We start from the raw sequence: 22,302 nt of genomic DNA, 5'->3' as shown, positions 1-22,302 counted from the left end.
CGCGAATGCCTATACATCACTAAAAACTTATACTTTCTTATCTTGTAAACAAAAAAGCCAGCCACCTTAATGTCTTCGAAGGAAGCATTGAAGTGACTAGCTTTTACTTTTTTTAACCATTTGTATTTTCTCTTTACTTGCGTGCTTCGCTCTGAATACCAATTGCACAAATACTTCCGCAAACACAAGCCCCATAACAATGGCCCCTGTAATTAAGAATGCTTTTAAGCCATACTGTAAGCCTTGCAAATAATCATCCTCAACAACATTTCGCATCGCATTATACGCCATCCCACCCGGAACAAGTGGAATAATACCTGCTACACTAAAAATTAACATCGGCATTTTAAAGCGACGTGCATACGTATGAGCCACAATTGCAATCACAAACGCCCCCAAAAAAGACGCCTCCACAACATCCAGCCCATGTTCGGTTAACACATAATAAACAGTCCAACCTATCGCCCCAACTAATCCGCAATGGAAAAATGTTTTCGGCGGTACGTTGAAAATAATACCAAAACAGGCTGTAGCAATAAAACTAATAACAAATTGTATAATGTAGTCCATATAATCCCCCCTTTAAAATGATAGAATGACAGCAATGCCTGCACCAATTGCAAAAGCGGTCAAGAAACCCTCTGCCCCTTTTGACAACCCCGACATTAAATGACCTGCCATTAAATCACGCACCGCATTTGTGATTAAAATACCCGGTACAAGTGGCATTACAGAACTAATTATAATCTTATCAATTTGGGTACCATAGCCAAAGCCAATCGCTAAATATGCTACTAGGCCAATCGTTAAAGAAGCGGTGAATTCAGAGAAAAATTTTACTCGTGTTAAATGGTTCATCAACAACAACATAGCAAAGCCAAGTCCACCAGCAACGAGCGTTATTGGTAAATCCGACCAAATCCCTTTAAATAAAATAAGAAAACAACCACTTGCAAGTGCAGCAGCTAGAATTTGTACGTGATTCGGTAAAAAATAATTTGTTTTTTGTATCGACTTTAACTCGTCATAAGCCTCTTCTAATGTTATTATGTGAGATGTGAGTCTACGAGATACTGAATTTACCAATGAAATTTTTTGTAAATCTGTAATTCTTTTTGAGATTGAAGTGATTCTCGTCGGTTGTGTTTTTCCTAATGAAAAAATAATACCGGTTGGCGTAGCATAACATTGTGCATCGGGCATATTTTGTGACCTGGCCATCCGAAGCATCGTATCCTCAACGCGATACGTTTCTGCACCGCTTTCAATCATAATACGTCCTGCCAGCAACAAGCAGTCAAGCGTAAATTCATTATCTTGTTCTTTTAATATCATTGCTTGTTCCTACCTCCTTTGGGCTCCTTGCCAATAGTATCGAACAGAAAGTAAAAACTCAACAATAAAATTCACACACAAAAAAAACAAATGCTCTAAAGTACTCGTTCACATCCGACAAGTGCTGGAGAAATATCGTCCGAAGTAAATGCTTCATCACTTTCGCACAAGATTACTTACTGAGACCTCAAGGATGTAACACTTTAGCCTAGATGACAATTTTGCATTAGGTTAACCACAGTAACAAAATTTATCATTCCTTAACAATAAGAAAAGCGTATTAGGGCCTGCATGCCTAATGAACATAAGTACCTTTATGGTAGTTTAAAGGCTCATCACCAAAAGTCGGGAATGACATTTGACTAAAGAGTATATTGATTTTTAGTATGCTAGTTTTGGCGTTGATCCAGTTTCAAGATATAAATAAAAAATTTTACAGTTATTATGTATAACTTTTTTAATGTCTCTTACGTCTAATTTTATAGAATACTTTTTTTCATAGGAGGGAACGCATTCACCATGACGCAACAACGAAATAAACGACGCGGCCCAATAATTGACTTACTATTAATAGGCCTCATCATCTCTTTAACATCCATTATCTTATTCATCATCCTATCAAAAGATGATTTTAAATTCCAAAAAACCAGTGCCGATGATAGCAATCTTTCTACTGAAAGTTCTGCATTCCCCGGTATTCGTATCGTAACAGATGTGTCAAATGATAAACGTACACCTTTTGCGATTAATTATCCACAAACTGAAAATGAAACTTTCAATGATGAAATGTCCCAGTACATAACGTCTTCAAAAGAAAATTATTTAAACTCAATGAAAAAAATCAAAGATAAAGAAGTTACTGGTGAACTTAATATAAGCTTTGAAACCTATCCTTACAATGAAGATTACTATTCGTTTATATTAACGAAAATGTTGTATTTAGGTGGTGCCAATCATGAAATTACGTCGAAAACCTATTTCTTCAATAACAAAACTGGCGCGATTATCGATATACAAACATTATTACAAAACGATGAAAATAATCTAGCAACATTGGCTGCACATGTTCGCTCTGAATTGCAACAAAATCCACAATTGAAGGGCCAACTTTTAGAGAAAGAACTTATTGCGGCAACAGAGCCAAAATGGGAAAACTTTGAACGATTTGCTATTTTAGAAGATTCTCTCGCTTTATACTTTGATGAATATGAAATTGCGAGTGGTACAGTAGGTGCACCCATTGTAAAGCTCCCACTTTCTTTAATCAATCCATTACTTGCATCAGAGTTCCAGATTGCCATGGAACCAATGCAACCCCCTGGTACGACGGGGCAACAAAACGCTGATGATCCAAATGCAAAACGTATAGCATTAACATTCGATGATGGCCCTCATCCAAAGGTTACAGGACAAATTTTAGATATTCTCGATAAATATCAGGCAAAGGCAACATTCTTTATGCTAGGCAGTCGTGTTCAATACTATCCTGATATCGCAAAAGATGTGCTCGCTAGGGGCCATGAGGTCGGGAACCATACATGGAATCATCCTGTATTAACAAAACTCTCTCTTGAACAAGTTTCAAAGGAATATACTTCGACTGCTGGTGCCATTACGCAAGCGATTGGTCAAGGTCCTACTGTTTTCAGACCTCCTTATGGCGCAACAAATGATGGTGTTAACGGCCAAATCCCTGTGCCTGTCGTCTTATGGTCAATTGATACAATGGACTGGAAGCATCGTAACGCTCAACAACTACTAGTATATGTACAAAATAATCTTCATAATAATGCGATTGTGTTAATGCACGACATTCACCAATCAACAGCAGATGGTCTTGATGCCGTTCTTGCTTATTTACAATCAGAAGGCTATGAATTCGTCACAGTCTCTGAAATTATGAAATATCGCCAGTGACTAACAGATCATTACCCGTTTAATGATCAACCATAAAAAAAGCGCATGTCTCCAAATCGGAGGCATGCGCTTTTTCTTACTTAATTGTCAGTGTATCAAGCGGCTTGAAGTCGCTTAGTTGATAGCTCTTCACTTCATTTCTCGCAACTGTATATAATGCATCATTTACATAAACCACGCGCTGTACAAGATGCTCCCAGTCCTCGTATTGCTCATTCTCTCCCTTATCAACTAAATTGCCTTTTAAGACGATACCATTTTCTACAGTGATTTCGTAAATTTGTGCTCCCTGTCCCTGGTACACAATATCATCACCCTTGCCTGCACTGTATAACACAATTGGGAAGCCAAAATAACTGTAAGTACTATTACGGAATAGAGCCTTCGGATTGTATTGAACTTCAGAATGAGAGCCTTTGCCCCCAATTTTCACTGCTGATTGCTCTTTTGGATTTTGGAAATCCGAAACATCAAATAAGGACATTTTCATATTCGTCGTCACTGTAAAATTACGCTTCGAGTATTCATCATAACGCTGCTCTGTATCATACCCAATTCCAATTAAATGTGTCTCATCAAGCGGATGCAAATAGTTACTAAAGCCAGGAATTTTCAACTCCCCTAAGACAGTTGGTTTTGTCGGATCCGCTACATCAATGACAAAAAGCGGGTCAACTTCCTTAAATGTTACCACGTATGCCTTGTCACCCATAAACCGTGCCGAGTATACTTTTTCGCCTGGAGCTAAATCTTTCACCGCACCAACCTGTTGCAAGTTCTTATCTAAAATAAAGAGGTGGTTGCGAGATAAAGTTTTTTCATCCCACACATTCCCCTCAGTAGTGACGATGCGGAAATTACCATTGTGTTCATCCATCGAATATTGGTTTAATACAGTACCTTTTAATTCTGTTGTGCCCATAAAATTCATCGTTGTACCATCTACTTGCCACTTAAATACTTGTGTATCGACAGTTCTTGGTAGCCATACAGCATCCATCAAACGATTATTTGAGCCTGTTGATGCATTTGCTTCATAAACAGGTGACGTTAAATACAGTGCCTCTTCAGACATATAAAGCCCACTACTGCCTCCTAAATACCCTTTTGTATTAGCAGACGTTTTTGCCCCGTTCGTCAAATCAACAGCCGTAATTAAACTATACGTACCTTCTAACGTATTTGGTAAAATTGATATCTTATCCAGCGGTAAGCTTACATATGCATTGCTCACCTTACTATCATATGTTCTAGGTTGTAAATCGACGACCTCATTCTCTCGAAGCATCCAATAATTTGGCTGCATATTACCTATTAAATAGAGTGTATCATTCGTCACACGAACATCCTGTAAGTTACCTTCCTGTGCCACTTTCCTTATATACTTTGGATCACTCGGATTTGTAATATCGTAAAAATATGCAATCGTCATACTTGTTTCTTCTTTTGGTAAATACTCATCTCCAATGGCAATCAACAGATGATCATACAGGGCTAATTTTGAAATATACCGATTTTCAGTTAGCTTCAATGTTGTCGCTAATTTTAAGTTTTTTGGATCATTAGCATCAATTACATCAATGCCCGTATCCTTCGCGGCGTAAATGATGCCGTTTTTGACAACGACAATATCACCTTCCTCAACACCCTCTACCTGATTATTCGTTGTAGATTCTCCTCCAGCGGTACTTTGCGACATGTCTGCTTTATCTTCTGAAGCAAAATTTTCGAAAAAACTGCGAGATTCAGTTTTCTCTTGTGCCAAGATCGCGTCAAAATATTGCTGGAGTTCATTTTTTGATGTAACTGCCTCAAGCTTTTCAATTACCTTAAAATCTAGGATATGCGCTTTTGTATTCAGTCCACTTTGTACAAAAGCCTGCTTTTTTACATGTAATTTATAGCTACCTGGCTTTAAATCACTAACAATCAGTGATTTTTTATCTGAATCCAATGATATCGTTGATGCGACTTTTCTTCCTTCGCTGTTTGTCACATAGACATCATCACTCTTTACACTATTTGTTCTTAATTCTTTTGAGAAAAGAGCTTGCCAATTTTGTGTTACAAGCACTGAATGCGTTGCTTTTGCTTCTGATTTAGGCGCTATGAAAAATAATAAAACGGGTAACAATGCAAGTGCAGCAATTATTCCAATACTTAACCACTTTTTTTTCATTAATTCTCCCCCCTATACATTCTCATTTATCCATTAGACTGAATAAAAGGGTAAAAGTTACATTTTTCTGAAAATTAATTTACATAAAAAAACGAGGGCTTTGTTTCCCCTCGCAATCATTCTTCAAATGGCCATTTCGGTAACATTTTCGCTAATGGCTTATCTTGACGTTTACCAAGCACATAATCAGCCTGCATAATCGTATGAATTTCTCGTGTACCTTCATAGATGACAGGTGCTTTTGAATTTCGCAAATAGCGTGCTAAAGGATAATCATCTGAATAGCCATATGCACCGTGAATTTGTAATGCATCATCCGCCGCCTTATTGGCAAAATCACATGCTTGCCATTTCGCTAAAGACGTTTCCCTCGTATTACGCACACCTTTATTTTTCATCTCACCCACACGGTAGACAAGCAAACGGCTCATTTGATAGCCCGCTTCCATTTTCGCAATCATTTGCCCAACCAATTGATGCTCCCCAATCGGTTTACCAAACGTTTCGCGCTCGTGACAATATTTCACACTCGCTTCCATGCAAGCCTGAATCAGACCCACTGCACCAGCTGCTACTGTAAAACGACCGTTATCGAGCGCTGACATGGCAATTTTAAAGCCTTCTCCCTCTTCACCTAATCGATTTTCTACTGGGACACGCACATCTTCGAAAAACAATTCGCCGGTATTCCCCGCACGAATCCCGTACTTCCCTTTAATCGCCTTGGATGTAAAACCTGGCATAGAACGCTCTACGATAAAAGCGCTAATCCCTTGATGCTTTTTGGATTTATCGGTATAGGCAAATACAATGAAATTATCAGCTATATCACATAAGGAGATCCACGTCTTTTGCCCATTTAATACATAACAATCACCATCACGTACAGCTGTGGTCGACATAGCAGCAACATCAGAACCGGCACCAGGCTCGGTTAAACCAAATGCTCCAATTTGCGCTCCTTTTGCCTGAGGTACTAAATATTGCTCTTTTTGTGCCTCTGTTCCCCACTGCATTAATGTCATACTATTTAGACCCGTATGCACAGATACAGCCGTTCGAAAAGCTGTATCCCCTCGCTCTAACTCTTCACATACAATAGCTAACGCATTGTAATCCATCCCGCTACCACCATATTTTTCTGGTACACAAACACCCATTAATCCTAGTTCAGCAAGTTGTGACCATAGTGCTGCATCAAAGCCTCCTTCTGCATCCCACTTTGCAATATAAGGCAATATTTCATCATCCACAAACTGACGTACTATTTTTCGTAGCATCACTTGCTCAGTTGTAAATTCAAAATTCATCACGACACCTCACCATTTCACTATCATTGCTGATTTATGTGAAGTTTCCTTAATCACGACACCACGTTTTGCCATTTCCCGAATATATGCATCTCCAGGCACAATCGTTTCAGGGGCAAATACACCACGTTTGGTAATGTCACTATTACCAATCATTTGTGCAACGACAGAAATCGTATTAGCTGTTGCACGAGCCATTGCTGTTTCATTAATCGTCATATCTTTTCGTACAACCATTTCATACTCATATGTGACTTGCTGTTGTGATTTTTCACCCGCCACAATAACGCGTAGTAGTACTGCATCCGGTTTTGTACCAAGCTCTAGTTTCTTTTTCAATGCTTCTCGAACAACTGCGCGTACGGCTACTTCCCGATTATCGACTTCTACTGTATTGCTAGGATCTAAGAATCCAAGGTCTGCTAACAATTTAAATTTCTCAGCATGCCCTTTATAACGAATCGTTTTATATTCAAGCGCTCGCACATTCGGGAACGTTTTATATAAAGTTGAAATCCCACCTGATGTATAAAATGCCTCTAATACACCAAAATCATCAAAATAGATTGGCTCAATGCCTGATAATGACTCGACTTCCTCCAACTTTCCTTTTTGAATGGTTTTTGAAGGCTCCGTATAATGGTCAAACACGCCCTCCAATGAAAATACACGTGTATAGTGTAGCGGGGGTTTGGGTTCTGTAGGAATGCCACCTACATATAGTTTAATAGATTCAACTACATCTAATTTTGTGGCACCGTAGCCTGCCAAAATATTGACCATTCCCGGCGCTACCCCTAAGTCTGGAATAATCGTGACACCATTTGCTTTCGCCTCTTCATGTAGCCCTAGAATTGTTTCTGTTATTCCCCCAATATGACCACCTAAATCCACGGAATGCACACCGACCTCAATCGCAGTTCTTGCTACGCGTTCATTGAACGAATAAAATAATGCATTGACCACGACATCACCTTTACTAATGACAGCTTTCAGTGAATCATCAACTTCAGCGTGTAATTCTATCACTTCTACCTTATCGGTATTTAACGTATCAACAAAGGATTGCGCCGTTTTCACGTCTAAATCTGCTAAAAGTACTTTCTCCACATTGTTACTTTTCACTAAATCACGTGCAACTTCTTTCCCCATTAAACCCGCACCTAATACAACAACTTTCATCATGAACATCCCCTTTCATTGATCCGTTACTCTGTATCTATTTGTGCTCTTTGTAATTTCCCGCTGAAATCTACATAAATACTTTTCCACTCCGTATAGACATCAAGTGCGGCAATCCCGGAATCGCGGTGACCATTCCCCGTCCCCTTTGTTCCACCAAATGGCAAGTGAATCTCTGCACCTGTTGTGCCGGCATTCACATAAACAATCCCTGTATCTAAATCACGTTGAGCGCGGAAAATCGTATTCACATTTTGTGAAAAAATCGAACTGGATAAGCCAAACTTCACTCCATTATTTACTTCAATAGCTTCATCAAGGCTCGCGACTTCGATAAGCGACACGACTGGGCCGAAAATTTCTTCCTGTGCAATTATCATATTCGGCAACACATTCGTAAATAATGTCGGCTCATAGAAAAATCCTTTATCATAAGGGGCCTCACTTAAAATTCTTCCCCCTGAAAGTATTTTTGCTCCTTCTTGTTTACCAATTTGTACGTAATGATTAATCTTTTCCAAAGCAGCTTTACTAATGACTGGTCCGATTTTGACGCTTTCATCTAAGCCATCGCCAATCGTTAAATCTTTCATTGCTTCAAGTAGACGATTTTCTAACTCTTCTCTCACATCTTTATGCACAATGACGCGACTACATGCCGTACAACGTTGACCGGCTGTACCGAACGCACTCCATAAAATACCTTCCGTTGCAAGCTGTAAATCGGCATCATCCATCACAATCACAGCATTTTTCCCGCCCATTTCTAGTGAAATTTTCTTTAAATGCTTGCCACCTAGTTCCGCAACCTTACTACCTGTCGTCGTCGAGCCAGTAAACGAAATAACTTTCACATCAGGGTGCTCGATTAACGCCGTCCCAACTGTTGGACCTGTGCCATAGACGATGTTAGCAACACCTGCTGGCAAATTCACCTCTTCAAAAATTTTCCCCATTTCAAAAGCCATCATTGGTGTTTCGTTAGAGGGCTTCCAAATAAATGTGTTCCCTGCCACCATTGCAGGGAATGACTTCCACGTTGCAATAGCTACCGGAAAATTCCACGGTGTCAGTAGCGCTACCACGCCCACAGGTGTCCGTACACTCATGGCAAATTTATTGGCTAGTTCAGACGGTGTTGTTTCCCCAAACAACCTACGCCCTTCTCCTGCCATATAATAGGCCATATCTATCCCTTCTTGTACTTCCCCTCTTGCTTCTTCAAGTACTTTACCCATCTCTTTTGTTAAAACCGTCGCCAAATACTCTTTCTTTTCTTTCATTTTTTGACCGATTGCATATAAATAATCTGCACGTTTTGGAGCCGGAACAAGTGCCCAACTTTTTTGTGCTTTTTTTGCTGCAGCAACAGCTTTTCCCACATCATCAGCTGTTGATAACGGAATCGTTGCTAATTGCTCTCCATTTGCAGGGTTTGTCACTACTATATTTTGTAAATTTGAATGCTCTACCCATTCACCGTTAATATAATTTTTAATATCCAACACAACCACCCCCGAAAATAAAATAATACACATTCTAGTTTTTAATATTCGACATTCTCTATCTTATTCCCTTTTTTTCTAAAATATCGGAATATATAGTGAAACTAATATGCTGTATAATCGTATACAGGTACTATAAAAATATTATTGGAGGAATAACAATATGAATAACCACGAAATTGACTACAAACTATTTGGCGATGACATGCAATACGTACAAGTTGAGCTTGATCCACAGGAAACTGTTGTGGCAGAGGCCGGAGCATTAATGATGATGGATGATAACATTCAGATGGAAACAATCTTCGGTGATGGCTCTAAAGGTAGTTCACAAAGTGGCCTTATGGGGAAATTAATTGGTGCTGGGAAACGTGTAATTACAGGCGAGAGCTTATTTATGACGACCTTTACAAACGTAGGTACAGGCAAACGCCATGTATATTTTGCATCACCATATCCGGGTAAAATTATTCCAATGGATCTAAGTCAATATAAGGGTAAAATCATTTGTCAAAAGGATGCTTTTTTAGCAGCAGCAAAAGGGGTTTCTGTCGGCATAGAGTTTCAACGTAAAATCGGCGTAGGTTTCTTCGGTGGTGAAGGCTTCATCATGCAGAAACTTGAAGGTGATGGGCTTGCTTTTGTCCATGCTGGCGGAACGATTCATAGAAAAACGTTACAACACGGCGAAGTGCTACGCGTCGATACTGGTTGCTTAGTGGCGATGACATCAGACGTAGACTATAATATCGAAGCTGTAGGTGGCGTAAAAACAGCCTTATTCGGTGGTGAAGGTATTTTCTTAGCAACACTACGCGGACCAGGTACTGTTTGGATTCAATCATTACCATTCAGTCGTTTAGCGAGCCGTGTCTTTGCAGCTGCCCCGGTTTCACAAGGCGGTGGCGGTAAATCTTCAGGAGAAGGCGGTATCGGCGGCTTATTTGATATATTCAATAAATAAAAACATGGCATTGTGTCAAAAGAGTTAAAACATACTTTTGTAGCAGATGCTTTACTTTCGTCACCAAAAGGAGCTACCTCAAATGCTTTTTGAGATAGCTCCTTCTTTTAGTCTATGCGATTAGATATAGCTTTCCCCTGCCCATATGCAGCAAGTGCATTGTAATTCAGCATTAACATATCTGTTCTTGCTTTGATTGAAGCACTTCCTATATGCGGAAGAGCTACAACATTCGGCAAGGTCAATAAGGGATGATCCATTGCAATTGGCTCGTATTCAAAAACATCTAGTCCCACTGCCCACAACTTTCCTTTATTCAGCGTTTCGTATAGTGCTACCTCATCAATAATTCCACCGCGAGAAGCATTAATCAACACGGCATCGTCTCGCATCAGCGCAAGCTCTTGCTCTCCAATAAGTCCAACTGTATCTTTGTTATACGGGGTCATAATGACAACAAAATCCGATTGCTGTAGTAATTCCTCTAATGAAGCATACTTAAATCCGTACATTTCCTCAGCTTCATGTCGACGTCTGCGATTATGATAAAGAACTTTCATATCAAAACCTATTGCCCGTCTTGCAACTGCTTGCCCAATACGTCCCATGCCAATAATACCAATGGTTGTGTGGGATACATCTTTACCAACTAATTGCATTGGATACCAGCTTTTCCACTTACCTGCGCGTAAATAGCGTTCACTTTCCGGAATCCTTCTAGCAGTTGCCAGTAGCAAACCAAACACTAAATCAGCCGTTGAATTGGTTAGGACACCCGGTGTATTAGTCGCCATAACGCCGTATTTGCGCAGTGCTGGTATATCTATATTGTTAAAACCTACAGCTAAATTCGTCACAAGCTTTAAGTTTGGTGCATGCGAAAGCAATTCATCATCTACAAGGTCCTCTAATGTCACCCATAATACTTCACAATGTGCCACCGCTTCTAATAATTTTTCACGTGGTATTACCAGTTCTTCTTCTGGCCACTGTTCGATATCATAAAATTCTTCTAATGGTTCTACTATATGCGCTGGAAATTTGCGCGTAATGAATAACTTCTTCTTCATGTACTTACACCCCTTTTACTCATTTCCCCTTTATAACTTAAGCGTATCATTAACAAAAAGGCTATGCACCCATTTTTTCAAGTACATAGCCTTTCATTATCGTATTAAAAACTTTTTATCGTTGTATCTAATCGCGTTGCGGCTTTTTCTAATTCCCCTGAAGACTCACCGATTAATTCTACAACATTCGCAAGTTCAGTTATTTTATCACCAACATTTTGGAAATTTACAATTGAGGTATCTACTGATCCTGAAATTTCATCAAATGCTCGTAAAGATTCGGCATTTTGTGCTATACCATTGTTCACAAGGTCTTGGATTTCTTGAATGGCGTGTACAACCTGTGCGGTAATGCCATTAGACTTCCCAATCAATTCAGCGATTTGCTCTACAGAATCTTTCGTTTGATTGGCCAGTCTGCGGACCTCATCAGCAACAACAGCAAACCCTTTACCATGCTCTCCTGCGCGAGCGGCCTCAATTGCCGAATTAAGCGCTAGCATATTCGTTTGTTCTGCAATACTTTTTACCATAACGACAACAGCATTAATTTGGGATGAGGAAGAATCCAATACCTGCACCATTTCAGCCATTTCAACTGTTTTGCTATTTATTTTTCCAGTTTGTTCATTCATCATAATCATTTTAGTATAGCCATCACTTGAAACCTTTTGCATTATTTTGGCCTCATTAATGCTGTCAGATAGGTAACTTTTCACTTGTTTCGCACTAGTAATAAGCTCCGTCACTGCTTCATTCGTATCATGTGATTGTTCTTCTAGCTGTGTTGAAATACCACCAATAACTTCCTTCACATGAATCTTTACGGTATCTCTTTGCTGTTCCATTAATCGCTCGGAATAATTGTCATACTCTTCTAATACAATTTGCTGTTCAAAATTGCATATTTTACTTATAGCATCACACATCTTCTCCTCTTCATCAGAAGAAAGATGTAAATCATATACAACTCTACGCAAAGATTTTTCGAGATTTTGGAATGCTGCTAAATACCATTTGGGATACAAATTAATTTTCACGTGCATTATGCCTACTCGTCGGCGCTTTTCCATGAATTCCTCATCAATTCGCCCTTCAAACATTTCAATAATATGGTGACGTAAAGTTTGACGTAAACGCTCACTTGAACTATGTTTTTGAATCACTTCTCGTAAAGTTGGTACATTCTCTACGGCTTTATAAAACTCCTGAACAACATCTACAACACTTTGTTCTACATAAGGCTTTAGACTTTTGATCAATTGCAAATCGTGTTCTGTTAGATTAACAAGTTCTAACTGCTGTAATCGCTCACGATCTTGAATAACGATGCCAGTGTTAGTCACTTTACCCGTTATAATCGTATTTTTTTTAGGTTTACCCCCAAATTGAAACATCTCTCCACCTCATATAGTGTATTATTATCAATAAAATACATATTTTTCTATTTTAATCGTTTTTAATGTTTAATAAAGGAAATATTTTCAAGTGATCCTTTGTGAATATAATTATAAAGTCCGAACATTTCCGTGACAATAGCTTGATTAAAATTATCTAATTAAAAATAAAATATATTTAATTAATTACCGAAATATACGAATTAAGACCTATTAAAATCATTTAAATATACACATTTAATATAATAATTGTTAATCACTGAAATTTGAGGATTAGATTTAACAAAATTAGCTTGGGCATTAATTGAAGTGGCTCATCGGACGCCCTAACGAAAATCCACTCCAAGTTATGATGATGAGCCATTACACACCATTTCAATAGATATTTAAAATCTGTTATTTATCAACTTCTGCAACTAAAAAAGTCACACATTCTATACTAGAATGTGTGACTTTTTCAATTACATAAAAATAATAATACTTAATATTGCTGCAAGCACTAAACGATAGATTGCAAACGGCATTAATTTTACTTTTGAAATAAGAGCTAAGAAGAACTTAATTGATAGCAATGCGAAAACGAATGAACTAATGAAGCCTACCACGTAGAAACTTAAGTAATCCATCGATAATGTGTCCCAATTCTTCAGTACAGATACAAGACTAGCACCTGCCATAATTGGTACTGCCATAATGAATGTGAAATCAGCAGCTACACGGTGACTAATACCAAACAGTACCCCACCTGAAATTGTTGCTCCTGAACGTGAGAATCCTGGCCATAATGATAAGCATTGCACTAAGCCCACTTTGAATGCTAAGCCGTATGAAATATCATCTAAAGAGTCCACTTTCGGTTTTCTCGGTGCCAATTTATCCGCAGCAATCATTAATATTGCCCCTGCCACTAATGCATAGATAACATGCTCTACTTTAAATAAGTGGTCGTCGATGAAATCTTTGAAGGCAAAACCTATTACAGTTGCTGGAAGCATCCCAACGATGACATGTGCTAAATTGAAGCGACCTTTCACCGATTTCGGCTGTCCATCAATATTGTATAAGCCGACTAAGCTCAGCATACGCTTCCACATGACAACGACTACGGCTAAGATCGAACCTAATTGCACGACAATTTTAAACGTATTTGCAGGATATTTCCCTAAAAACTCTTCTGTTTTTAACCACATATCATCCACAATAATCATATGCCCTGTTGATGATACTGGTGCAAACTCTGTCATCCCTTCTACAAAGCCCAATATGAGTGCTTTTAATAATTCTATAATTTCCACTTTGTCACCTTACCTTTTTTTGTATAAAAATTCGAATTAGCGTATTTACGTTCTGCGCCAATTAACAAACACATTTCTCATTATAGAATACTCCTTTTTCAGATGCTATGAATTTCATTGAAATGTAATATCCACTACCCATAATTCTGAACGACTACCTAAACGGATTGGTGGTCCCCAAAAGCCAAAGCCTGATGAAACAAGTGTATGCATTTGCTCCTTCAACTTATACCCATGATCCAGCTCAAAAACGCGTGCCGTAATAAAATGATTAGGCCACATTTGCCCTTTGTGTGTATGTCCTGACATGTGGAAATCCACACCTTCTTGTGCAGGCGTTACTAAATCATTTGGCGTATGATTCATCACAAACCATGGCAAATTATTTTCTGATTTTAATGCCTTTAATTGCTGTCTTTCATTATTCGTAATATCCTCTTGCCCCGTTATTACAAACGATTTTTCGATTTGAATGGTTTCATCTCGTAAAATTTTCACACCTGCTCTATCCATTTCCTCGACAAACTCAGGAATTTTCTTACCGTAATATTCATGATTACCAAGTACCCCATACACGCCATATGTTGAAGTAAGTTGCTTCATCACTTCAGCCATGCCGTCCTCCACAAACCATTTTGGATCATCATCAACTAAATCCCCTGCTAGAAAGACAACATCCGGCTTCGCTTCATTTGATAAATTGACAAAACGTTGTAGATGCTTTTTATTCGATAATACGCCTAAATGAAAATCTGACGCAACAACGACACGCATCGATGTTAGCTCACTATCTTTTTTATCCATCGTCACTGCTAAATTACGTACAACAGGTGAATAAGCGAAATAAGATCCAACGATAAACAATACAACTAAAACAGCAACCGCTATACTCCCCACCAACTGGACATCTTTAAACGGTGTCAGCCAAATTGTAAGTTGTGCTATTAAACAAAGTAGCAGACCATATTGAAAAATAAACATCCAATAATTTCCGATGACTGAAAAAATTCTGAGTGACTCATGTATTCGCCCAATTACAATACTAAATGACATAATATACAGGACTATCCAAAAAATAATTGGATTGTGAAACCACCCCATCGCGACAAGCCAATTCTTCGCATTCCAGCCTAAATAAAAAGTTAGTGCGCTATATATACCTACTACGAGTATTCCTATCAGTACTTTTGCCATATAACAAACTCCTATTTTTCATATTAATTGTTAATTATAGCATCTACATAGCAAATCGTATTTTCAAAGCCTCTTTTATTTTTCTGTATTTTCAGTAATATTATATATATCTATTAGAAACCGCATGCATAAAGTAGTGAAAAAGGGGTGTTTTTCGAATGGGCAAATATAAATTTGAAACAACAGAGCACGAGTTATTTCGTAAATCTTTTCGTAAGTTTTTAGAAGTGGAAGCTGAAGTACAGTATGATCAATGGGAAATAGATCATCTCATTCCACTTGAATTTTGGCGTAAACTTGGAGACATGGGCTATTTGTGCTCACAAGTAGAGGAGCAGTATGGCGGGCTTGATTTAGATTTTAGCTTTGGCTTGATTATTCAAGAAGAATTGGAGCGTATTGGTTCAAGTCTAATTGGTATTGGTCTGCATAATGATATTGTCGTACCTTACATTGAGTCTTACGGTACTGTCGCACAAAAATCACGTTGGTTGCCTAAATGTGTAACGGGTGAAACCATTACAGCAATCGCTATGACTGAACCGGGAACAGGCTCCGATTTAGCAAATATCCAAACAACTGCCATTCGTGACGGCGACCATTATATTGTAAATGGGCAAAAAACCTTTATTACCAATGGCATTCATACCAATTTAGTCGTTGTAGCTGTGAAAACAAATCCTCATGCGGAGAAAAAGCATCGCGGTGTAAGCTTACTTGTTATCGAGGGAGGAACACCTGGCTTTACGAAGGGCCGCAAGCTCGAAAAAGTTGGTATGCATGCGCAAGATACAGCTGAATTATACTTTGATGATTGTCGCGTACCGATCGAAAATTTACTCGGCGAAGAAGGAAAAGGCTTCACTTACATGATGGAAAAATTACAGCAGGAACGTTTAATAGTGGCTATAGCCGCACAAACCGCTGCGGAGGATATGCTTTCATTAACAATCGATTATGTTAAATCACGTAAAGCCTTTGGAAAACAAATAAGTGAATTCCAAAATACGCAATTTAAAATTGCTGAAATGGCGACAAAAATTGAACTAGGCAAATCTTTTTTAGAATCGTTAATTGAACAACATATCGCTAGTAACGATGTCGTAACAAAAGTGTCGATGGCAAAATATTGGATTACTGAAAACGCGCGAGACCTATCTGCGCAGTGTATGCAACTTCACGGAGGCTACGGCTATATGGAAGAGTATAAAATTGCTAGACGTTACCGGGATATTCCCGTCATGTCCATATATGCTGGTACTAACGAAGTAATGAAAATGATTATTGCAAAAAACTTAGGCTTATAGCTATAATTGCATCAAAAAACAGCGGCAGATACTTTCTACCGCTGTTTATCATTTATACTGCTGGAATTGTTACGACGACTTTAAATAAATCACCGTCGACATCAATGCTCATTCGTGCTCCATGTAAATCAACAATGGACTGCGCAATGGCTAAGCCTAATCCAGAACCATCCGTGTGGCGCGAAGAGTCTGCTCGCTTAAAACGTTCAAATAATTCATCAGCATTTTCACTAATTTCATATTTTGCTACGTTTTTTACCGTAAATTCTGCATCGCCGTTTGCAGTACGTTTTAATGTTACATAAACACGCGTGCCTTCAAGTGCATATTTCAATACATTAACAGTTAAATTATCAATAAGTCGCCACCACTTTTGGCCATCTACATACGCATAGATCGGTTCTTTTGGCATCGTCATACGCAAATCTAAACGTGATTTTGTTAGATCTTCTTCATGCTCCCCTACTGCTTGCTGTACGAGCTGCGTTAAATCTACACGACTTCTATGAAGCTCGATATTACCACTCGCCATTTTCGATACTTCAAACAAATCTTCAATTAGTACTTTTAATCGCTCTGATTTTTTATCGAGAATTTGAATATACTGCTTACGTTCTTCCTCAGTAATGTCTGGATTTTTCAACAAGTCCGTATACGTAATAATCGATGTTAGCGGTGTACGTAAATCATGGCTCACATTTGTAATGAGCTCCGTTTTCAAGCGTTCACTTTTTGCTTGCTCATGCATTGACGTGCGAACACCCTCACGTAAATGATTTAAGTTTTCCGCATGCTTGGCTAGCGGTGATTTCCCCTTCACCTTCACATCACGGTTCAAACGTCCATCTGCCATGTCTGCTGTATCCTTCATGATTCGGTTTAAGTAGCCCATACGTGATAGGAAAACAACAATTGCTGGTACACCTACAACCCCACAGAGTCCAAATACAAATACAGGGAATCCACCACCAGTTACCATTACGGCTACCAAACTACCGCCACCGAAAAAGGCAGCTGCTACAATGACAATCGACTGTAATGCGATTGAGCGATTTAAAAATAGATCAGCTATTGAATCACCTAAATGCCATAAATAGCTTTCCTTCAAATTGTGTTGGAATTTTTCTGGCGTATTCACACGATTGACTAACCAAATAAGCTGCACAAAGAATGCAATGCCTATAATAAACATAACAACTGCTTTAAATACAAATTGAATTATAAATTGCATATAATTATTGTGATATATATACTCAATCGAACTAATAGATGCATCCATAATTACCCAGTATATACATCCTGTAATGAACATTAAAATGACTTGGACATCAATACGTAACTTCGCAAAAGGCTCATTCTTTTTTAACGCTTGCACTTCATTCAATGCTTCTTTACGACCTCTCCATGCAACAATTGCTGCTGCAATACTTGTTAGCCATATCATATAAAACATATATTGATTACGTTTAAATTGCTGATAGCCGTCCATTACTACTGCAGACTGTGCTGCCTTCTTAGAAATTATAATTGTACCTGTGTAATCAGCATATTGATCGAATACCTCTGAATCAACAGAAATTTCCGAATTATAAAATATATGATTCAAATTTTCGCTAATAGTTCTAGTTTTGAGTGTATTCTGATGTGTATATTTTAATTTATAAGCACTGCTATCAGATACATCACCTGAACGGAATGTTTTTCCCGTCTCAGTATTGGTCAACTCGTAAGACCAGTAATTATAATTTTTTTTGAAATTTTTTGCTTCTTCATTTGCTGCTTTAATATATTGATCTACGAGTTTCTCCTTCTCAGCAAGAATTTTATTACGCACATGTTCGTCATCTGCAAAATTTGTTGTGATGTCTGTAATCTTTTCATCTCGTTCTTTTTCAAGCTTTACTTTTAATTCATCAGCACCATTAACAGCTGCTTCCTGAATACGATCCTCATACTGCATTTTAATGTTAGAAATTTGTTCCCCTAGCGAACCATAGTAATTACGATGTTCTTCAATCTCATTTTGTGAAACTTCAATCTTACTCTTTAATTCATCCGCTGTTGGCAAATTTAACACAAGCGGGCCTAGCTCACTCTGAAAATTATCAACTTCATGTTGAAAATTCTCAGATTCAAAATACGACTTGCCAATATATTGATAACCGACATTCGTAAATGTATATATCCCAAAAACAAACCATACGAAACAAATGAGCGCGAGGAATGGCTTCCATTTCTTCATCATCATTTACTCCCTTTCCCTAAAAAATTCTCTCAAGTAATTGCAGCATTTCCGATGAACGAGCATTTACTTGTTGGTACGCATACACACCAAAATAAATAAGCCCGACTACCCCTGCTACAAAACCAGCTACAGTTATATACTGCTCGATTTTATTTCTCCATTTTATAGCCAACGCCCCACACCACCTTTAAATAGCGTGGATTTTTCGGATCCGCTTCGATTTTCTCGCGTATTTTACGAATATGGACAGCCACAATATTTTCTGCATTGTATGCTTCCTCATTCCACACGCGCTCATAAATTTCGCGAATCGAAAAGACACGCCCTGCATTTTTCATTAATAATTCTGTAATCTTGTATTCGATTGGTGTTAATCGAACAGGTTCGCCCTCTAAAATCACTTCTTTGGCATCTTCATCTAGTACAAGCCCGTCGATTTCCACCTTCGCTCCGCCGTCATTATATGTCCCAAGTTGTACATAACGACGCAACTGTGATTTCACACGTGCTAAAAGCTCTAGTGGATGAAATGGTTTCGTTACATAATCATCCGCGCCAACAGACAGGCCATGAATTTTATCGCCGTCTTCTGCTTTCGCACTAAGCATAATAATTGGAATATTACGCTCCTCACGAATTTTAAATGTTGCCGTAATCCCATCCATATTTGGCATCATAATATCTAAAATAATTAAATGTACTTCATTGTTAGCAAGCTTTTCGAGTGCCTCAACACCATCAGCTGCCTTAATCACATTGTAACCTTCATTTTTTAAGTAAATTTCAATACCATCACGAATATCCTGATCGTCATCTGTTACAAGAACTGTTAACTTCGTCATGATATGCACCTCGCTCTCAAGTACTATTGTAACTCCTAATTCTTAATTTCCAGTTATCATAAAAATGAAGAAATTCTTAAGAAAAAAAGGGTGCTTCAAAAAATCTTGAGCTACCCCTTTTCTAGTATATCATTTTGTATTTTTGCTTCCGAGCGTCAGTACCAAAATACCTCCAAGCAACATCGCTACGCCAATCCAGGAAGTCACACTTAAATATTCCCCTACAAGAAAGACACCAAGCATTGCCGCTGTTAACGGTTCTGCTAACGATAATGTAACCGCAGAAGATGAACTAATTTTTTGTAAACCACTCAAAAACAATAAATAGGCAACACTTGTACACATAACTCCCATGAAGAACATGGACCATAAATTATGTGACTGTGCTATCCAGCTATAACCATCACTAATCGAAAATGGTAATAACAATAATGCACACAACGAAAATGTCATAGCGACTGCCGGTAATGCCTCTTCACGCATCATTAACTTTTTACTAACGTTTGTATAAAAGGCAAATGACATGCCAGCACATAATGCCAGTATAATCCCTCCCATATGTACCGAGGCTTCGCCATTATTAACAAATAGTAATACACAACCAACGATTGCTAACGTAGTTGAGATTCCCCACACCTTCGTTGGACGTACTTTCCATAGCAACCACTCTAAAACTCCTGAGAACACTGGTGCACTACCAATCGTCACTACAGTACCTATTGCAACACCCGTTAAACGTATCGATGAGAAGAATAAACCTTGGAATAACGCAATACTAGCAGCAGCCAATAACGTCAATTGCCACGGCCACGTGCGGATATGTATTTTTCGTAGTGCTATGGCGACAACTAATAACAAGCCACCACCTATAGCAGATCGAATTGTTGCGACTGCAACTGGTGAAATACCATCATCTAATAAAGTTTGTGTTGTACCAGTCATCCCCCACAAAACTGCAGCGACCAACACAAAAAAATAAGGATACATACTCAAAAATCCTGCCACCTCAATCTCTACCATTATTACCACTAACTATACCTACTACACTATCTACAAACAATTCTTGATTTTACATTTTCTTCATTCTATAAGTTAGTAGGCGTTTAGGCACAAAAAAAGTTATAATAATAGCGCACAAAACATCTGTACGCTCACTGAAAAAAAGCTAAACCCGAATTTATCTCACCACCCTATAGAGGTGGGAGTTTTCTACTGAATGAAGATAAAAAGGAGCGAACACTATGTATAAAACATTAGAGGAAACCGCCATTGACCTTGGTATGCCCGAGGAGCAAGTGCTACGCTACATCTACGAAGGACGCATCCGTTCTGTTTTCGACGGTGAACAAATGCTCATAAATAGCAGCCAGTTTAGCACTTACTTTGATCAGCTTGAGCGCATTAAAGAAGAAATTGAAATTTGGCGCAATACACCAGTTCCTGAGGATATTGATGTCAAAGATGAAGACTAAAAAGTATCAGGTACCAAAAAAATTCCCATGCAGCTTAAATACCTGCACGGGAATTTTTCAAATCGTTACGACAAAGCCTGCGCGTTTGCCGATAATTTCTGCGTAATCTTCGACCATAACACTTGCAGTCGGATACATACCTGCACCTGGGCCAACTAGCGTTAATGTGCCAATATAATTTGTGTCTAATGCGACAGCATTATTCACGTCATCGACTGGGTAAAGTGGATGTTCTTTATCAACTAATAGCGGGCCGACTTTTGCTACTACTTTACCATCCTCTAGCTTTTCAACTTCTGCTACATGGCGGTAACGTAAGCCTTTTTCATTTGCTTCCTTCACTTGCTCTGCTGAAATATTGTCGATACCAATTACTTCAACGTCAGCCCAGTCTGGTTGTTCCCCAAATGCTAATGCACTTAAAATCATTAATTTTTTGAAAGCATCTTGACCAGATACGTCATTATACGGATCAGCCTCTGCATAGCCTAGTTTTTGTGCTTCTGTTAATGCATCCTCGAATGACCAACCTTCAGCACGCATTTTCGTTAAAATATAGTTAGATGTACCATTTAAAATGCCTTGAATACGACTTACATCGTTTACAAGAAGAATATTTTTCATTGTTTTTATAACAGGTACACCGCCTGCTGTTGTTGCTTCATAACCTACAAAGACACCATTTTTCTTTGCTAGCGCTTGTAGCTCTATACCTCGTTTTGCAAACATTACCTTATTCGCAGTAACTACATGGCATTTGTGCTCTACAGCACGCTTTAAATAACTAAATGCCGGTTCCTCATTGACGATTGCTTCAAAAACAACCTGCATGCCAGGCTCTGCAAGCACTTCCTCCATGCTTGTTGTCATTAAATGTGCCGTGCCAGGTACACGTTCACGACTAGCATCGGTTACTAAAATTTTCGTTACTTCTAGTTCAATGCCTAATTTATTCTTAAGCTCTTCCCGCTTTTCATTTAAAATATGGTAAATCCCTTGCCCTACTGTTCCAAATCCTAAGATTGCTGCCTTTATTGTTGCCATTACAGTCATTCCCTCCAACATACGCTTCAAAATTTTATCAATTC

Annotated in this window: 19 protein-coding genes; 4 read left to right on the top strand and 15 right to left on the bottom strand. The window is 38.5% G+C overall.

Annotation, left to right across the window (positions count from 1 at the left end; genetic code table 11):
- Positions 1-96: 96 nt before the first annotated feature.
- Positions 97-570 carry a threonine/serine exporter family protein gene (locus tag AEA09_RS16960; protein WP_053585136.1) on the bottom strand — a complete coding sequence of 158 codons (474 nt, stop codon included), beginning with the start codon at positions 568-570 and terminating at the stop codon, positions 97-99.
- A gap of 12 nt (positions 571-582) precedes the next feature.
- The gene (locus tag AEA09_RS16955; protein ID WP_053585135.1) at positions 583-1,335 is read right to left on the bottom strand and encodes a threonine/serine exporter family protein; all 753 of its coding nucleotides are present in this window, start codon (positions 1,333-1,335) and stop codon (positions 583-585) included.
- Positions 1,336-1,854: 519 nt separating this feature from the next.
- Between AEA09_RS16955 and AEA09_RS16950 the strand changes: the two genes are divergently transcribed.
- Complete coding sequence (locus tag AEA09_RS16950; RefSeq protein ID WP_053585134.1) at positions 1,855-3,252, top strand: polysaccharide deacetylase family protein; 1,398 nt, start codon at positions 1,855-1,857, stop codon at positions 3,250-3,252.
- Positions 3,253-3,328: 76 nt separating this feature from the next.
- On the opposite strand, the gene AEA09_RS16945 is transcribed toward AEA09_RS16950, so the two are convergent.
- The 4 genes from AEA09_RS16945 to AEA09_RS16930 form a co-directional block, all read right to left on the bottom strand.
- The gene (locus AEA09_RS16945; RefSeq protein ID WP_053585133.1) at positions 3,329-5,431 is read right to left on the bottom strand and encodes a beta-propeller domain-containing protein; all 2,103 of its coding nucleotides are present in this window, start codon (positions 5,429-5,431) and stop codon (positions 3,329-3,331) included.
- 116 nt (positions 5,432-5,547) lie between these two features.
- Positions 5,548-6,741 (bottom strand): acyl-CoA dehydrogenase family protein, encoded by a 1,194-nt coding sequence (locus AEA09_RS16940; protein WP_053585132.1) that lies wholly within the window; start codon positions 6,739-6,741, stop codon positions 5,548-5,550.
- A gap of 9 nt (positions 6,742-6,750) precedes the next feature.
- On the bottom strand, positions 6,751-7,923 hold the full coding sequence (locus AEA09_RS16935) for a saccharopine dehydrogenase family protein (RefSeq protein WP_053585131.1): 1,173 nt from the start codon (positions 7,921-7,923) through the stop codon (positions 6,751-6,753).
- 26 nt (positions 7,924-7,949) lie between these two features.
- Complete coding sequence (locus AEA09_RS16930) at positions 7,950-9,428, bottom strand: aldehyde dehydrogenase family protein (RefSeq protein ID WP_053585130.1); 1,479 nt, start codon at positions 9,426-9,428, stop codon at positions 7,950-7,952.
- Between the two features lie 163 nt (positions 9,429-9,591).
- Here AEA09_RS16930 and AEA09_RS16925 point away from each other — a divergent pair, with 163 nt between their 5' ends.
- Positions 9,592-10,392 carry a TIGR00266 family protein gene (locus AEA09_RS16925; RefSeq protein WP_053585129.1) on the top strand — a complete coding sequence of 267 codons (801 nt, stop codon included), beginning with the start codon at positions 9,592-9,594 and terminating at the stop codon, positions 10,390-10,392.
- Between the two features lie 107 nt (positions 10,393-10,499).
- On the opposite strand, the gene AEA09_RS16920 is transcribed toward AEA09_RS16925, so the two are convergent.
- The 4 genes from AEA09_RS16920 to AEA09_RS16905 all read right to left on the bottom strand — a co-directional run bounded on the left by AEA09_RS16920 (position 10,500) and on the right by AEA09_RS16905 (position 15,348).
- Complete coding sequence (locus AEA09_RS16920; protein WP_053585128.1) at positions 10,500-11,462, bottom strand: 2-hydroxyacid dehydrogenase; 963 nt, start codon at positions 11,460-11,462, stop codon at positions 10,500-10,502.
- 104 nt (positions 11,463-11,566) lie between these two features.
- Positions 11,567-12,859 carry a globin-coupled sensor protein gene (locus tag AEA09_RS16915; protein WP_053585127.1) on the bottom strand — a complete coding sequence of 431 codons (1,293 nt, stop codon included), beginning with the start codon at positions 12,857-12,859 and terminating at the stop codon, positions 11,567-11,569.
- A gap of 461 nt (positions 12,860-13,320) precedes the next feature.
- On the bottom strand, positions 13,321-14,154 hold the full coding sequence (locus AEA09_RS16910; RefSeq protein ID WP_053585126.1) for an undecaprenyl-diphosphate phosphatase: 834 nt from the start codon (positions 14,152-14,154) through the stop codon (positions 13,321-13,323).
- Between the two features lie 114 nt (positions 14,155-14,268).
- Positions 14,269-15,348: a metallophosphoesterase gene (locus AEA09_RS16905; protein WP_053585125.1), complete on the bottom strand. Its 1,080-nt coding sequence runs from the start codon at positions 15,346-15,348 to the stop codon at positions 14,269-14,271.
- A 158-nt stretch (positions 15,349-15,506) separates the two neighbouring features.
- On the opposite strand from AEA09_RS16905, the gene AEA09_RS16900 reads away from it, so the two are divergent.
- Complete coding sequence (locus tag AEA09_RS16900; RefSeq protein ID WP_053585124.1) at positions 15,507-16,655, top strand: acyl-CoA dehydrogenase family protein; 1,149 nt, start codon at positions 15,507-15,509, stop codon at positions 16,653-16,655.
- Positions 16,656-16,707: 52 nt separating this feature from the next.
- On the opposite strand, the gene AEA09_RS16895 is transcribed toward AEA09_RS16900, so the two are convergent.
- The 4 genes from AEA09_RS16895 to AEA09_RS16885 form a co-directional block, all read right to left on the bottom strand.
- A complete protein-coding gene (locus tag AEA09_RS16895; protein WP_053585123.1) occupies positions 16,708-18,900 on the bottom strand; it encodes a histidine kinase dimerization/phospho-acceptor domain-containing protein in 2,193 nt (730 codons plus the stop codon).
- 16 nt (positions 18,901-18,916) lie between these two features.
- Entirely contained in the window at positions 18,917-19,072 is a 156-nt protein-coding gene (locus AEA09_RS20015) for a hypothetical protein (protein WP_156312227.1), read from the bottom strand.
- Positions 19,050-19,742, bottom strand: coding sequence for a response regulator transcription factor (locus tag AEA09_RS16890; protein ID WP_053585122.1), 693 nt, complete (start codon positions 19,740-19,742; stop codon positions 19,050-19,052). The genes AEA09_RS20015 and AEA09_RS16890 overlap by 23 nt, the downstream gene beginning before the upstream one ends.
- A 129-nt stretch (positions 19,743-19,871) precedes the next feature.
- Entirely contained in the window at positions 19,872-20,729 is an 858-nt protein-coding gene (locus AEA09_RS16885; RefSeq protein ID WP_053585455.1) for a DMT family transporter, read from the bottom strand.
- Between the two features lie 254 nt (positions 20,730-20,983).
- On the opposite strand from AEA09_RS16885, the gene AEA09_RS16880 reads away from it, so the two are divergent.
- Positions 20,984-21,214 (top strand): excisionase, encoded by a 231-nt coding sequence (locus AEA09_RS16880; protein WP_053585121.1) that lies wholly within the window; start codon positions 20,984-20,986, stop codon positions 21,212-21,214.
- A 57-nt stretch (positions 21,215-21,271) separates the two neighbouring features.
- On the opposite strand, the gene AEA09_RS16875 is transcribed toward AEA09_RS16880, so the two are convergent.
- A complete protein-coding gene (locus AEA09_RS16875; protein ID WP_053585454.1) occupies positions 21,272-22,258 on the bottom strand; it encodes a homoserine dehydrogenase in 987 nt (328 codons plus the stop codon).
- Between the last annotated feature and the right edge of the window lie 44 nt (positions 22,259-22,302).

This window comes from Lysinibacillus contaminans, assembly GCF_001278945.1.
Classification (GTDB): Bacteria; Bacillota; Bacilli; order Bacillales_A; family Planococcaceae; genus Lysinibacillus; species Lysinibacillus contaminans.
This window is presented reverse-complemented; position numbering and strand designations above follow the sequence as displayed.

Bases quoted from the DNA above. Each gene is read 5' to 3' on its own strand.
- AEA09_RS16960 (WP_053585136.1), bottom strand. From the start codon at position 570: ATGGACTACATTATACAATTTGTTATTAGTTTTATTGCTACAGCCTGT.
- AEA09_RS16955 (WP_053585135.1), bottom strand. From the start codon at position 1,335: ATGATATTAAAAGAACAAGATAATGAATTTACGCTTGACTGCTTGTTG.
- AEA09_RS16950 (WP_053585134.1), top strand. From the start codon at position 1,855: ATGACGCAACAACGAAATAAACGACGCGGCCCAATAATTGACTTACTA.
- AEA09_RS16945 (WP_053585133.1), bottom strand. From the start codon at position 5,431: ATGAAAAAAAAGTGGTTAAGTATTGGAATAATTGCTGCACTTGCATTG.
- AEA09_RS16940 (WP_053585132.1), bottom strand. From the start codon at position 6,741: ATGAATTTTGAATTTACAACTGAGCAAGTGATGCTACGAAAAATAGTA.
- AEA09_RS16935 (WP_053585131.1), bottom strand. From the start codon at position 7,923: ATGAAAGTTGTTGTATTAGGTGCGGGTTTAATGGGGAAAGAAGTTGCA.
- AEA09_RS16925 (WP_053585129.1), top strand. From the start codon at position 9,592: ATGAATAACCACGAAATTGACTACAAACTATTTGGCGATGACATGCAA.
- AEA09_RS16920 (WP_053585128.1), bottom strand. From the start codon at position 11,462: ATGAAGAAGAAGTTATTCATTACGCGCAAATTTCCAGCGCATATAGTA.
- AEA09_RS16915 (WP_053585127.1), bottom strand. From the start codon at position 12,859: ATGTTTCAATTTGGGGGTAAACCTAAAAAAAATACGATTATAACGGGT.
- AEA09_RS16905 (WP_053585125.1), bottom strand. From the start codon at position 15,348: ATGGCAAAAGTACTGATAGGAATACTCGTAGTAGGTATATATAGCGCA.
- AEA09_RS16900 (WP_053585124.1), top strand. From the start codon at position 15,507: ATGGGCAAATATAAATTTGAAACAACAGAGCACGAGTTATTTCGTAAA.
- AEA09_RS16895 (WP_053585123.1), bottom strand. From the start codon at position 18,900: ATGATGAAGAAATGGAAGCCATTCCTCGCGCTCATTTGTTTCGTATGG.
- AEA09_RS16890 (WP_053585122.1), bottom strand. From the start codon at position 19,742: ATGACGAAGTTAACAGTTCTTGTAACAGATGACGATCAGGATATTCGT.
- AEA09_RS16885 (WP_053585455.1), bottom strand. From the start codon at position 20,729: ATGTATCCTTATTTTTTTGTGTTGGTCGCTGCAGTTTTGTGGGGGATG.
- AEA09_RS16880 (WP_053585121.1), top strand. From the start codon at position 20,984: ATGTATAAAACATTAGAGGAAACCGCCATTGACCTTGGTATGCCCGAG.
- AEA09_RS16875 (WP_053585454.1), bottom strand. From the start codon at position 22,258: ATGGCAACAATAAAGGCAGCAATCTTAGGATTTGGAACAGTAGGGCAA.